Below are 13,955 nucleotides of genomic sequence, written 5' to 3'. Positions count from 1 at the left end.
TTAATATTTTAATCCAATATTACTTTTGTGGTAGTTTGATCAAGGCCATCGGAAACACGGAGCAAATAAATACCTTTTGGAAAACTTTGCATATCTATCTTTATTGAAAATGAAAGGTTTTCAGGATGATAAATATTTTTATAAATTACCTTTCCCATGTAACTTAAAATATTGATTTCTAAAGAGCCATGCGTGTTCATCTTAAGTGAAAGTTCCACAATTCCAGAACTTGGGTTAGGATATATTTGAATTGTATTTGCTAATGACTCTTCTCTGATTCCAGTGTTATCACTCCATTCGCCCAGTGAATCTAGTTTAAGCAAATAGGAATCTTCCATTTGTGCTATATTCTTATTAACATGTCCAGTGGCAATGTAACCCCCATCGGAAGTTGGAAGAATATGATGTCCGTGATCATGATCATAACCTCCATATTCTTTAGCCCATACCTGTTCACCTTGTTTATCTATTTTAATAAACCAAGCATTTGGGTTTGCCCAATTAAAACTACGGGAGGAAGAAGCAATTATATAACCCCCATCATTAGTTGGTTCAATGGATTTTCCAGTATCTTTTTTATCACCACCAAATGTTTTGTACCATTCAAGAATCCCTTTATCATCTGTTTTTACAACATAAATATCCTCATCTCCTGCTCCAAAACTTTCTGTTTTTCCAATTAAAATGAATCCTCCATCATCAGTAAGTGAAAAATATCTACCCTCTTCTGTTAATGTCCCTCCATAAGTTTTTGACCATTCTTTATTTCCATTTGAATCAGTCTTCACTAAATAAAAATCTCCTGAACCTTCTCCAAAGCTATGTGTTTGGCCAAGGAAAGCATAACCGCCATCCAGAGTTTGTCTTACGCATAATCCTGAATCATAAGAAGGACCTCCATATAGCTTTTTCCATTCTTCATTTCCATTAGTATCTATTTTTAAAAGAAAAGCATCGAAGAAAGTTGCCCCAAAACTATTGGTCATTCCCGTAATAATGAATCCGCCATCGTTGGTCTGTCTTATGTCCCAACCTTCTTCTTTTTGTAATCCTCCATATGTTTTTTCCCACAATTTGTTTCCATTATTATCAATTTTAACTGCATAAATATCTTGTTGACCAGAACCAAAGCTTGTTGTAGAGCCCACAGCTACATAATTTCCATCTGTTGTTGTGGTTACTGCAAATGCATAATCTGTATATTTTCCACCAATTACTGCCTCCCAAATTTGTTTACCATACAAGTCTGTTTTAATTAATTGCATACTCGCATCTCCTGGTCCAGAGGATACGGTATATCCAGCAGTTATATAGCCTCCATCTGAACATATTTCCACTTTATAAGAGGATTCAGAACGAGTTCCTCCAAATATTTTTTGAAAAGTTATTTGGCCATAAGAAATTAATGGAACTAACAACATTACCAAAAAGAACATAATGTTTTTGAAGTTCGTGAAACAGGAAATTGTATATTTTGAGTCCATTTTGCTATTTTTTTTCAAGTCATTTTAACTTAATTAAAAAATCTTGCCGCATTGGCTCCTCCACTTATGAGTTGAATATTTCTTGGAATGTTAAGAGTAAAAAATTAAATTTGAAGAGAATCTTCCACAATTCGAGAAACTTTATTATTAATTAATGGGTATATTAATAAAAAAATGGACTGACTAATTAAAGTCAGCCCATTGAATAAATAGGTTTTTGAAGCCAAAATAATTCTATTCTGGATATTGTTCAATTTCCTGTTCTTGCTCAAATTGAGGCTCTTGCGTTGGTTCTTGCTGCATTCCATCACCATCTCTTACAGATATCAAATCCCTTTCCAGTTCAGTTATCATTCTGTTTATATCAGTCCTTAATTCAGCGGCTTCAAGTGAAGCATCTTTTTCAATTGCCTGATTATAGAGTTCAATACTTCGGTTTAGTTCATGTCTTTTAACCTCAACTTTTCTCCATTCCTCCCTAAAGCCTTCTTCAGATACTTTGTCGGATGACATCACTTCCTTTTCAACATTTGTAAAATTTTGGTTAAGGTTCTGAATCCTTGAATCCAATGCCGCTGCACCTTCATTTCCAGGGGTTACCGATTCTGTAATTGGCACTGAAGCTGTTGTATCTGCTGCTCGTTTACTTGGTTCACAGGAATATACCATTGCCGCGATTCCTAAAATCCCTAAAAAGGAAAATATTCTCCGGCTGATTTTTTTAGTTTCCATAATTATTAATATTTAAGTTGTTTTTACTCTTTTAATCCTCCAAATCATTCATTCTCTTGCTTAAACCAATTCAAAACCTTGCCAAATAGTTTAATATAAGCCAATAAAAAAAGCCACCCCATAAATGGAGTGGCTTCCAGCCAGTTTAATCGTATTTACTTTAGTCCAATAAGTACAAAAATTAGACTTTAAATGGTATCAACGGGAATAATTAATCTACTCGGTTTGCATAATGATGAGGATTTTCTGTTCTGGATTCCTTGGCAACTGCATCAGCTATTGCTTTTCCAATAATTGCAGGAGAATCTACAACTATAATCCCACATTCACTCATAATTTTCATTTTGGCAGCAGCAGTATCATCCGCTCCACCTACAATTGCCCCAGCATGGCCCATTCTTCTTCCTGGAGGGGCGGTTTGACCGGCTATGAATCCCACAACTGGCTTAGTTCCAAATTCCTTTATCCAATAAGCGGCCTCAGCTTCCATTCCTCCACCTATCTCACCTATCATTACAATACCATCTGTTTCAGGATCTTCCATTAAAAGTTTTACTGCATCCTTTGTTGGAGTTCCAATTATTGGATCCCCTCCTATTCCAATTGCTGTTGATATCCCCAAGCCTGCTTTCACAACCTGATCTGCTGCTTCATATGTTAAAGTCCCTGATTTGGAAACAATCCCAATTCTACCCGATTTAAAAACAAAACCAGGCATAATACCAACTTTAGCTTCCCCTGCTGTAATCACTCCAGGACAATTTGGTCCTATTAACCTGCAATCCTTATCTGATAGATATTCTTTAACATCAATCATGTCTTTTGTTGGAATTCCTTCAGTAATACATATTATAACTTTAATACCAGCCTCTGCAGCTTCCATTATAGCATCAGCTGCAAATGGAGGTGGAACAAAAATGATGGAAACATCTGCTCCTGTTTTTTTTACAGCCTCTTCAACTGTGTTAAATACTGGACGATCTAAATGTGATTGTCCCCCTTTACCAGGAGTTACTCCTCCTACAACATTGGTCCCGTATTCAATCATTTGACCGGCATGAAAGGTTCCTTCGCTGCCTGTAAACCCTTGCACAATTACTTTGGAATTCTTGTTTATTAAAACACTCATTGTTTATTTTTGGTTAGTTTTATTGAAAATACCCTTATTCAGAGCGCTAAAATAAAGTTTATTCTCGTAAAAAGGAACAAAGTAAAATGATATTTTTGCAAAACCTTATATTTTTGGCACTTTTTAACGTTAATAAATATCGGTAATTACTATAAAAAACAAATCATTGATAAATATAGATTCTATTTGTGCTATTGCAACTTCGCCTGGAATGGGTGCAATTGCTGTTATTCGCATTTCTGGCCCTCAGGCTATTTTTATTACCGAAAAAATTTTCGATTCTAAATCTCGAAAGAAACTCTCAGAAGTCAAATCCCATACCCTGCACTTTGGTTTTATTAAGGAGGATAATAAAATAATTGATGAAGTTTTAATTTCAGTTTTTAAGGGTCCAAATTCATTTACAGGAGAAAATACCATTGAAATCTCCTGTCATGGTTCTGTTTATATTCAGCAACAGATTCTACAATTGTTGATTAAGACAGGTGCAAGAGCTGCAAAACCCGGCGAATTTACTTTAAGGGCTTATTTAAATAAGAAGATAGATCTTTCACAGGCTGAAGCTGTTGCAGATCTGATTGCTTCTGATTCAGAAGCCTCACATCAAATTGCTATGCACCAAATGAGGGGTGGTTTTGCAAAAGAACTTAATGACTTGAGGGAGAAACTCATAAACTTTGCTTCCCTGATAGAACTGGAACTTGATTTTTCTGAAGAGGATGTTGAGTTTGCCAATCGCAAGGATTTACAGGATCTCTTAAAGCATATTCAAAAAGTACTTTCACGTTTAATTAATTCTTTTTCTGTTGGCAATGTAATTAAAACTGGTATTCCAGTTGCTATTGCAGGAGAACCTAATGTTGGTAAATCCACTCTTTTAAATGCACTGCTCAACGAAGAGCGGGCAATAGTTTCGGAAATAGCTGGCACAACCAGAGATACCATTGAAGATGAAATTAATATTGATGGGGTTGTATTTCGTTTTATTGATACGGCAGGAATCAGGGAAACCCAAAACACAATAGAGGCTCTGGGTATTTCCAGGACTTATGATGCAATTGAAAAGGCACGGGTATTATTGTATATGTTTGATGCCTATAATGATAGTCCTCAGACAATTCAGAAAAATACAGCCTTATTACAGGAAAAAATAAAAAAACTGCCGGTACATTTAATCTTGCTTGCCAACAAAGCTGACAAAATCAACCTGGATGAACTAAAACTAAAGTTCAGTGAATTGGAAAATGTTATTTTCATTTCCGCAAAACAGAAAGAAAACCTGGAAGAACTTACCCAAAAACTATCTTCCTTTATCAACACAGGACTACTCCAAAGCGGACAAACAATAGTAAGCAATGTGCGCCATTATGAGGCATTAAAAAAAGCATCCGAAGCTATTGATAGTGTAAATACGGGCCTTGTTTCAGGAATTAGCAGTGATTTCCTCGCTATTGATATCCGAAAATCATTGTTTCATTTAGGAGAAATTACGGGAAGTATTACCACTGATGATTTATTGGAGAATATTTTCAGGAATTTCTGCATAGGAAAATAGTTGATTGTCAAGAACTTGCGATTTGTATTTGCAATTTTGATTCCCCTACTCACTAGTTAATCCAAAGGAAAAAAATTCCCCATCCTGTGCAAGAGGCACATCTGCCCAACTTTCTGAAAAACAGAGACACAAGCATTTACTTTTTCCTGAAATAACGGCAAAGTTTTATTACACTATCCAATAGATGCACAAGTAAAAAGTGTATGTATTTATGAGAATGTTATTTATAGTTTTAATGATTATCCTGTTCCAGGTGCAGTCTAAAGCCCAGGATTGGGAATGGGTTATAGAAGGCGAAGGCATTGAAAACCTCCAAACAGCCGCTGATGAAGAGGGAAACCTTTTTGCTTCCGGAAATTTTAAGAGCTCCTGCAAACTTGGAGAAGTTACAATTACCTCACCTGAAAAATCAGCTTGTTTTGTTTTAAGGTATGATGAAGCGGGGAATATCCTTTGGTGGAAAACCATTGGCAGTACTGATACCCTTGCAATGGTTGAGCTTAAAGCCAAAGCAGGTGTGGCTTATATTGGAGGAAATTTCAAAGGGACTTTGAAATCTAGTTTAGGTATTTCCCCATCTGCAGGTGGAATGGATATTTTTCTGGCTTCTTTTGATAAGGAGGGGGATTTGAAGATGGTGAAGAGGGATGGTGGGCCTGAGAGGGAGGAACTGGTTTCCTTGGCTTTTACGGGAGAAGATTTAATTGTTATTGGCAGCTTTTCAGTTGGAGGAAAAATTGGGAACATAAACTTCACATCACAGTCTACAAGAAATAATTCATATTATTTAAAAATGGACACGCTAGGTAACTATGAGTGGATAAAAGAATTTTTAGGTGGAGAGGATTCGTATAGTTTTGCTCGTATGGCAGTAACGGACTCAAAGGGAAATATATATATTAGTTGTGGGATACAAAATATTAGGATTGGTGAAGTTGATACAACCTTTAATTCTTGTGACAAATTATTAAAATTTTCTCCTCAAGGTGATTTTCTTGAATATTTATATTGCATAAGCAATCCCGGCCATTCTACTAAATCAATACATATTGATTCAGATGGTTTTTTTTATCGTTTTTTTCGGAGCAGTATCAGATATATCATAACTTCGCTTTCGAAATACTCTGATAGTTCTGGGAATGCAAATTGGATCTATTCAATAAACGCAGAGCCCGCTTATCCTTTATCATTAGAAGTAAAGGAAGATAAAATTCTAATTTTTACTTCGGTTAACAATTATAACAATGAAAATAAGAATGGACTTTTAATTCAAGAATTTAATACAGAAGGAAAATTAATAAATTTCAATCTTGGAAAAGTAGAATCAGCAGGGACATTTTATTCTATATCCCCGCACAATATATTTTCAGTTTCATCAGATTTTGTTATTATTTCAGGAGCCTTAGCTGATAAAATATCTTTTGGAGCCCAAATAATAAATGAAAATAGAAAACAAGTTCAATATATTGCTAAAATTGCTAAGAATCATTCTTTTGAAACCCAGACTGGCTTCGATGCAATAAGTCGTCAATTATCCGAATCCCTCCACCCAAACCCAACCTCATCCCATTTCACCCTTTCCTTTGAAGCCGAAAAAGCAGATGTTACCATTACCGATTTCTCTGGAAGAATTATGCTCCAGCGGCAGGTAAAAAGCAACGAAAACATCAGCACCCAAGGATTTTCAAAGGGAATTTATTTTGTTCAGGTGAAGGTTGGGGAGGAATTGGTAAGGAGGAAACTGGTGGTAAATTAAATTAAAAGTTAAAAGTTAAAAGTTGGTTATGAAAAAGTTTTTGTTATTTCTGATGATTACCCTACTTATGGGAGCGGTAAAGGCCCAGGACTGGGAGTGGGTGAAAGGATTCGATGTTGTAGAAGGCCGACAGGATGCCAGGAAAATTTGCTTTAATCAACAACATATTTACGTCTTGGCTTACCAGGATGGCAAAAGCAAAATAATTAATACTACTCTTGACACTGGCTATTTCATTTTAAAATACGACATAGATGGAAATTTCATTTGGGGTAAGAATTATTCAGGAATAATTGAAGACATTACTACAGATAATAACAGCAACTTTTATTTAGTGGGTCTATTCACTGTGCAACTGAGCTTTAATTCAATATCAATTTTAAGCCTTGGGAGCTCTGATGCATTTTTAGCAAAATTTAATCCAGAAGGGGATTGTATATGGGCAAAACCTATAGGAAATGATGAAAATAAAGAAATAGCTAGTTCTGTCGGAGTTGATATAAAAGGAAACATTTATTTCGGAGGCCAGATTTTTGGCGATTATTTGATTGAAAATAATACCATTAATAACGATAAGAAAAGTTGGGCTTATTTAATTAAACTTGATAAAAACGGAGAATTTATTTGGCATTTAAACGATAGTATTAATAATCACAATGGAGCTAAAATTAAGGTTGGCCCTGATAATTATATCTTCCTCTCTTCATATTCCACACTTTCCACACTTGAACCTGGTTGTTATGCGTATTGTGGTAAGAATATAATTTTTAAGATTAAACCTAGCGGAGAAGAAATTCAAATAATACAATTTTCCTTTACATGGGCATCTGTAGATTTTATATCATATAATTCTAAAATTACTTCCCTTAATATGAAAACCAGATATAATTATGGCGACCGATCAATTTATGACCAACTTTCTAACGGAACAAGCAACCTTAGAAAAGATGTAGGTAAATATTATAATGGTTATTACACGAATTTTATCACTGCACAAAATGAAGAAGATATAATAATATCAGGAGCCATAAAAAAAAATGTTTATATGAATTTTGATACTGTTTATTTTGACAGTCATTACATTGTTCCAGATACAATGGAAAGATTGTTATTGGCAGGCATATCTAAAGATAATAAATTTCAATGGGCAATTACTTCTGAAGGTGATGGATGCAATAAAATAACTGATATTATCAGCGATAGAAAGGGAAATTCTTATGTAATTGGAAATTACAACAGAACTGACTACTATTGCACCGAGGGGAATAGAAATTTAGTCCTAGGTAGTTTTAAATTAAATACCTCAGATACCCTTCAGAGATTATTTTTCGCAAAACTTACAACACCATATAAAGGTGAAACAACTCCAATAATATCTGAAACAAAGATAATCCCCCTCACTCTCAACCCCAACCCAACCTCATCCCATTTCACCCTTTCCTTCGAAGCCGAAAAAGCAGATGTTACCATCACCGATTTTTCAGGAAGAATTATGCTCCAGCGGCAGGTAAAAAGCAACGAAAACATCAGCACCAGCGGGTTTTCTAAAGGGATTTATTTTGTGCAGGTGAAGGTTGGGGAGGAAGTGGTGAGGAGGAAGCTGGTTATCAATTAGCGGATTTTGAGCGAAGCGAAATCCCGATGAGGTTCGAATCGGGAAGCTGATGCGATGATTAGCGGATTATGAGAGAGCGAAATCCCGGTGAGGTAGGAATAGGGAATCGGATTAGCTGATGTTGAGTGAATTGAGAATAAAAATTTATAATTATGAAAAGGCTGATTATATTAATATTGATGTTTTTTGTTCAGGTGCAGTCTAAAGCCCAGGATTGGGAATGGGTTATAGAAGGCGAAGGCATTGAAAACCTCCAAACAGCCGCGGACGAAGAAGGAAATCTTTTTGCTTCAGGAAATTTCAAAGGCTCTTGCAAATTAGGAGAAGTTACAATTGCCTCACCTGAAAAATCAGCTTGTTTTGTTTTAAGGTATGATGAAGATGGGAATATCCTTTGGTGGAAAACCATTGGAAGTACTGATACCCTTGTAATGGTTGAGCTTAAAGCCAAAGCAGGGGTGGCTTATATTGGGGGGAATTTTACAGGGACTTTGAAATCAAGTTTAGGAGATGAAACTTCTGTCGGTGGTTGGGATATTTTTCTGGCTTCTTTTGATATGGAGAGGGATTTGAAGATGGTAAAAAGGGATGGAGGGACTAAGAAGGAAGTTTTCAAAACCATGGATATAAAGAATAGTGAAATTGTGATTACAGGAAGCTTTAGTAAGGGCGGGTCAATTAATAATCAAATGTTTTTTTCAGAAGCTGAAGAAGATAATATCTTTTATGCCAAATATGATACTTACGGTGTATCTCTATGGGCAAAAGAAATATTTCTTAAAGACTCACCTTCTTTAATTAATCCTATTGGATCCAAGCCAGATTTAATTAAAATAAATAATCAGGATGATATTTATTTAATTGCCCGCATTAATGGAGAAACTAATTTCTCAAATAATTTACTGGCTTATGAAAGTGGCCAGTATATGCTCAAATTTTCCAAAGAAGGCTATTTTTTAAATCATAAGAATATTTCGAGCTCACGCAAATTTATTTCCGATTTTAAAATTGATTCAATTAACAACTTTTATTTTTATAGATCATTCTGTGGCAATCATTCACCCTGTACTGATCGAATTGAAAGCTACGATAGTCTGCTTAATTATCGTTGGGGTTTTAGCTTAAACAATCTACATCCTATTAAGATGGAATTAATAAATTATGGTTTTGCAACATTGAGTACATTTTTAAATTATCCTAAAACAGGATTAAGTGTAGAATTAACAGATTCAACAGGTACGAAAATTTTCAAATTGAAAAGTAGTGAAATTGAAAGCTGGGAATCAATAGGATACTCAATTTGTTATGACAACAACAAAAACCTTTATATAACAGGAGTATCTTCTTCATTAATTAGTTTTGGTAATAATTTGGAAGTCAATCGGGATAATCTTAAAATAAACTTTCTTATCAAAATAAACACAATCGAAAAATTTACAAAAGTACATTCAGAAAACAAGAATTTTCACTCTTCCCTCAACCTCCACCCAAACCCCACCTCATCCCATTTCACCCTTTCATTTGAAGCCGAAAAAGCAGATGTTACCATTACCGATTTTTCAGGGAGAATTATGCTCCAACGGCAGGTAAAAAGCAAGGAAAACATCAGCACCAGCGGCTTTTCAAAAGGGATTTATTTTGTGCAGGTGATGCTTGGAGAGGATGTGGTAAGAAGGAAGCTGGTTATCAATTAGCTAATTGCTGATGCGATATTAGCGGATTATGAGAGAAGCGAAATCCATTTGAGGTACGAATCGGGAAAGTGATTTGGTGATGGTAAAATGCATAAGATTTTAAATTAAAAAGTGTAAATTATGAGGAGGCTGATTATTTTAATATTGATGTTTTTTGTTCAGGTGCAGGTTAAAGCCCAGGAATGGGAGTGGGTAAAAGAGCTCGATTTTATACGCTCTTCTTCCTGCGATGTGGATGCATTTGGAAACATTTATTTATTTCATTTTGATAGTGAACAAGAAAAAATAAACCTTGAAAAATTTTCTTCTGAAGGGGAAATGCTCTGGACCAGGCAAATCTCAAATGATTATTGGACAGTTTCTTTGAAGACATTGAAACAGGGAGGTTTTTTTCTTACCTATGGAAGCCAGGATAAAAAAAGGTTTACACTTGAAAGATTCTCAGAAGACGGAAATTCAATGTGGCAACAGAACCTGGAAGGAAATGAGCAGGTATCGCTTTCCGAAATCCACATAGATTATTATGGAAATTATTGGATTACGGGAAAAGCTAACCAAGGTGACCACTTTGGAGACTATACCTTTAGTAATAGTGGATTGTTTATAATTCAAATTGATTCTGTAGGCAAAGCATTAAAAGCCTTTGAGGCAAAGAAGGGAGGGTTCGGCCAAAGAATTGAATCCGACACCCTGGGTTTTATATACCTGATAGGTGGCAACAGGGAAGATTTTTGGTTGATTGAAAGTATAAGCTCCGGATGGGATGGCTTTTATACCAATAATTTTGAAATAATTTTCGACACAAACCTAGAAGTAAAATATTTTCAGAATAAAGGTGGGAATCCATATGGTTCTCAAGGGTTTCTAAAAGTAAAAGAAGACGGAAGTGTTTATAGAGCCAATGTCAGCAGATATTCCGGCATTACCTTATTCAAAAACTCAAAAGATGGAAAGGAAACCTGGAAGACCAATATAGATGCTGTTTACAGTCAATTTTCGAACATAGTTTTTGACAAAAATGGAAATCTTTATGGAACTGGTTATGTGGCATCTGGCGATGGTAAAACCAAATCATTTGCCTGGAAATTAAATGATGAAACAGGAGAATTACTTGAAACCTTTGTGCCAGGCTGGGCAGTCAAATTGACTGGTCAAAAAGTAAGCATAGATGAAAATGATAATTTATATTTTTTTGGGACGGCCAATGAACCGATAAGTATTGGCCCTTTCAACATTGGAAAAACTGAAGACAGTTATTATACATTTTTAGCAAAATACGCTTTGCGAAATTTTCCTCCGGATACCTTGCCAGAACAGAATTCAGCTATAAAAAGAAATATTTCAAAGACTTCCCTTTCCCTCAACCCCAACCCAACCTCATCCCATTTCACCCTTTCATTTGAAGCCAAAAAAGCAGATGTTACCATCACCGATTTCTCTGGAAGAATTATGCTCCAGCGCCAGGTAAAAAGCAATGAAAACATCAGCACCATCGGCTTTTCTAAAGGGATATATATTGTGCAGATAAAAGTTGGGGAGGAAGTTGTAAGAAGGAAATTGGTTATTAATTAGCGGATGAAATGATTAGCGGATTAACGGATGTGGTTTTTAGAAAATTGAAAGTTTAAGATAATGAGAAAGTTGATTTTGTTTTCAATGGTTGTTGTATTACAGGGCTTAGTACAGGCCCAGGAAAGTTGGCAGCCCACAAACGGGCCTTACGGTGCGACTATTAATTGCCTTGCGGCCTCCGATACTCGAATTTTCGCTGGCACCGATAGAGGGTTATATTTTTCTGATGATGGAAGCAAAACATGGAATTTTAATAATTATGAATTCACAAGGGCCATTTTTCACTACAGAGGAAAATTATTTATTTACACAGGTAAATACTATGTTTCCCTTGATAACGGAGATTCCTGGCAGGAGATGATTCAGAATGATAACTTTTACTTTCATTCCTCTAGTTGGGATGGTGTACCTAGATTTGCAGCGATTGATGACACTGTTTTTTTCTGCCATCAGGGTGGAATTTTAAAATGTGGCTTCAATGATAATACCTGGAAATTAGTCATAGGAGGGAATTTTGTTTCATTTGCAGCTGGAAATAATACCTTAATAGCAAGTACAAAAAGGCAAAATGAAGGCAAAACTTGTATATCTTATAACAATGGCTTATCATGGAAAACCATTGATTCTCCAAGAAGCTCAAATGCCTTAGAATTTAAAGGGGACAGTATTTTTTTAGGTTATCATATTTCTCCAAACCTGGGGCAAACGTGGCTGGAACAAACCATATCTATACCTGCATACCTAAGAACTTTTTTTATGGACACTGACACCCTCTATGCTGGCACCATCAACGGTGTGTACTATTCTGTTGATAATGGCTTAACATGGAATTACCTGGGTACCGGACTTGAAAGAAAAAATGTAACCTCTTTTGTAAAGTTCAAAGGGCATTTATTTGCAGGAACAGATAATTTTAATGGAATATACAAATTCAACAATGGCACCTGGGAAGAAGCCAGCATATTTCTAAATGGCGCTCCAGTATATAGCCTTTCAAATACTGATGCAGGCCTGTTAGCTTCAATTAATCAAAAACTATACAAGCTGGATGAGAAAAAACAGAAATGGGAAAAAATATCTCCTGACTTAAGCACTCAATTCGCCTTTTCTGATTCAGGCAAACCTACTCCCTATTTTTCCCCAGGTTATATTACCCAAGCACAAACTTACAAAGGGGATATTTATATTATTGACGATAAACTACAATTAAGCATCTTAAAACAAGGAGGCAATGAATGGGAAGTCATTTTTCCTGACAGTACAAATGATATAAGTGCCAAAAGTTTTTTAAAGCATAAAGGTAAACTGTTGCTGTCCACCACTCACGGGCTATATGAGCTTGAAGGAAAATCTTATAAATATTTAGGAGGTGAAAATTATAGCTTATTGGATTCAGACAATGATTTCATTTATGGCTTTACAAGGCAGGAATTATTTAGGTCAGATGATGGTGGTATAACCTTTAAAAAAATTGCAATTCTTTCCTGGTTGGGTATATGGGAAATATACTCAGCAAAAGTAAAAGGTGATATAATATGCATAGGTACTTTTAACCAAGGCCTCTATATCTCCCGTGATGGTGGGGCCACCTGGAACAAGGCCTGGGAAGACAATTCAAATATGAGATTTAAAAATCTTGTTAGCAATATTGTTATAGAGGATTCACTAATAGCCATTACAGTCAATTATAATGGAAACCTTTTGTTCACCAAAGATTTTGGCAAAACCTGGGAACCAATGAATGAGGGGATAGATTTTGATTTAGAAAATGATTTAGCAGGAAATAAAATTTGGCGATTAGTTGTAAGAGATGGTAAACTCTATGCATCGCTGAACAGAGGAGGAGTTTATATACACAGCATGGAATTAAGTAGTAATGTCAGTATAGAGTCGGAAGCAATAAATAGAATTAATTTTCTCCTCCACCCAAACCCCACCTCTTCCCATTTCACCCTTTCTTTTGAAGCCGAGAAAGCTGATGTTACCATCACCGATTTTTCAGGAAGAATTATGCTCCAGCGCCAGGTAAAAAGCAACGAAAACATCAGCACCAGTGGCTTTTCTAAAGGAATTTATTTTGTGCAGGTGAAAGTTGGGGAGGATTTGGTGAGGAGGAAGCTGGTTATCAATTAACTAATTAGCGGATGCGATGATTAGCGGATTATGGTGATCCCGATGACCTATAAAGCTTTCGGGACGGGACAAGTTGTAGTGATGAAAATGCTTAAGATTTTAAATTAAAAAGTGTAGATTATGAAAAGGCTGATTACTTTAATACTGATTTTTTTTGTTCAGGTGGGTTATTTCATTAGGTGGCTTCATTAGCATTTGATAGTATCAAAATGTAGAATACAGAATGAAAACTGCTTAAATATATTTTAAAGTTTTCCTTGCAAGTATAAAACCAAAAGTATAAAT

9 protein-coding genes are annotated in these 13,955 nt (G+C 35.5%); 6 read left to right on the top strand and 3 right to left on the bottom strand.

The window, feature by feature from the left end:
- Nucleotides 1-8 precede the first annotated feature (8 nt).
- From H0V01_10985 to sucD, 3 genes are all read right to left on the bottom strand, one after another.
- Nucleotides 9-1,484, bottom strand: coding sequence for a T9SS type A sorting domain-containing protein (locus H0V01_10985; GenBank protein ID MBA2583895.1), 1,476 nt, complete (start codon nt 1,482-1,484; stop codon nt 9-11).
- Between the two features lie 234 nt (nt 1,485-1,718).
- Nucleotides 1,719-2,216, bottom strand: a complete 498-nt coding sequence (locus H0V01_10980; protein ID MBA2583894.1) for a hypothetical protein — start codon at nt 2,214-2,216, stop codon at nt 1,719-1,721.
- Nucleotides 2,217-2,427: 211 nt separating this feature from the next.
- The gene (gene sucD / locus H0V01_10975; GenBank protein MBA2583893.1) at nt 2,428-3,345 is read right to left on the bottom strand and encodes a succinate--CoA ligase subunit alpha; all 918 of its coding nucleotides are present in this window, start codon (nt 3,343-3,345) and stop codon (nt 2,428-2,430) included.
- A gap of 166 nt (nt 3,346-3,511) precedes the next feature.
- Between sucD and mnmE the strand changes: the two genes are divergently transcribed.
- From mnmE to H0V01_10945, 6 genes are all read left to right on the top strand, one after another.
- Nucleotides 3,512-4,900 (top strand): tRNA uridine-5-carboxymethylaminomethyl(34) synthesis GTPase MnmE, encoded by a 1,389-nt coding sequence (mnmE, locus tag H0V01_10970; GenBank protein ID MBA2583892.1) that lies wholly within the window; start codon nt 3,512-3,514, stop codon nt 4,898-4,900.
- Between the two features lie 211 nt (nt 4,901-5,111).
- Nucleotides 5,112-6,656 (top strand): T9SS type A sorting domain-containing protein, encoded by a 1,545-nt coding sequence (locus tag H0V01_10965; protein ID MBA2583891.1) that lies wholly within the window; start codon nt 5,112-5,114, stop codon nt 6,654-6,656.
- Between the two features lie 28 nt (nt 6,657-6,684).
- Nucleotides 6,685-8,271: a T9SS type A sorting domain-containing protein gene (locus H0V01_10960; protein MBA2583890.1), complete on the top strand. Its 1,587-nt coding sequence runs from the start codon at nt 6,685-6,687 to the stop codon at nt 8,269-8,271.
- A gap of 152 nt (nt 8,272-8,423) precedes the next feature.
- Nucleotides 8,424-9,965, top strand: coding sequence for a T9SS type A sorting domain-containing protein (locus tag H0V01_10955; protein MBA2583889.1), 1,542 nt, complete (start codon nt 8,424-8,426; stop codon nt 9,963-9,965).
- Between the two features lie 120 nt (nt 9,966-10,085).
- Entirely contained in the window at nt 10,086-11,537 is a 1,452-nt protein-coding gene (locus H0V01_10950) for a T9SS type A sorting domain-containing protein (protein MBA2583888.1), read from the top strand.
- A gap of 60 nt (nt 11,538-11,597) precedes the next feature.
- The gene (locus H0V01_10945) at nt 11,598-13,670 is read left to right on the top strand and encodes a T9SS type A sorting domain-containing protein (protein MBA2583887.1); all 2,073 of its coding nucleotides are present in this window, start codon (nt 11,598-11,600) and stop codon (nt 13,668-13,670) included.
- The last annotated feature ends 285 nt before the right edge of the window (nt 13,671-13,955 follow it).

It is taken from the genome of Bacteroidota bacterium (assembly GCA_013696965.1).
Classification (GTDB): Bacteria; Bacteroidota; Bacteroidia; order JACCXN01; family JACCXN01; genus JACCXN01.
Note: the sequence above shows the minus strand (reverse complement) of the source record. Positions and strands in the feature narration are given on the sequence as shown.

Excerpts from the sequence above, each read along its gene's own strand:
- H0V01_10950 (MBA2583888.1), top strand. The coding sequence starts at position 10,086 with ATGAGGAGGCTGATTATTTTAATATTGATGTTTTTTGTTCAGGTGCAG.
- H0V01_10985 (MBA2583895.1), bottom strand. The coding sequence starts at position 1,484 with ATGGACTCAAAATATACAATTTCCTGTTTCACGAACTTCAAAAACATT.
- H0V01_10965 (MBA2583891.1), top strand. The coding sequence starts at position 5,112 with ATGAGAATGTTATTTATAGTTTTAATGATTATCCTGTTCCAGGTGCAG.
- H0V01_10980 (MBA2583894.1), bottom strand. The coding sequence starts at position 2,216 with ATGGAAACTAAAAAAATCAGCCGGAGAATATTTTCCTTTTTAGGGATT.
- H0V01_10945 (MBA2583887.1), top strand. The coding sequence starts at position 11,598 with ATGAGAAAGTTGATTTTGTTTTCAATGGTTGTTGTATTACAGGGCTTA.
- H0V01_10955 (MBA2583889.1), top strand. The coding sequence starts at position 8,424 with ATGAAAAGGCTGATTATATTAATATTGATGTTTTTTGTTCAGGTGCAG.
- sucD (MBA2583893.1), bottom strand. The coding sequence starts at position 3,345 with ATGAGTGTTTTAATAAACAAGAATTCCAAAGTAATTGTGCAAGGGTTT.
- H0V01_10960 (MBA2583890.1), top strand. The coding sequence starts at position 6,685 with ATGAAAAAGTTTTTGTTATTTCTGATGATTACCCTACTTATGGGAGCG.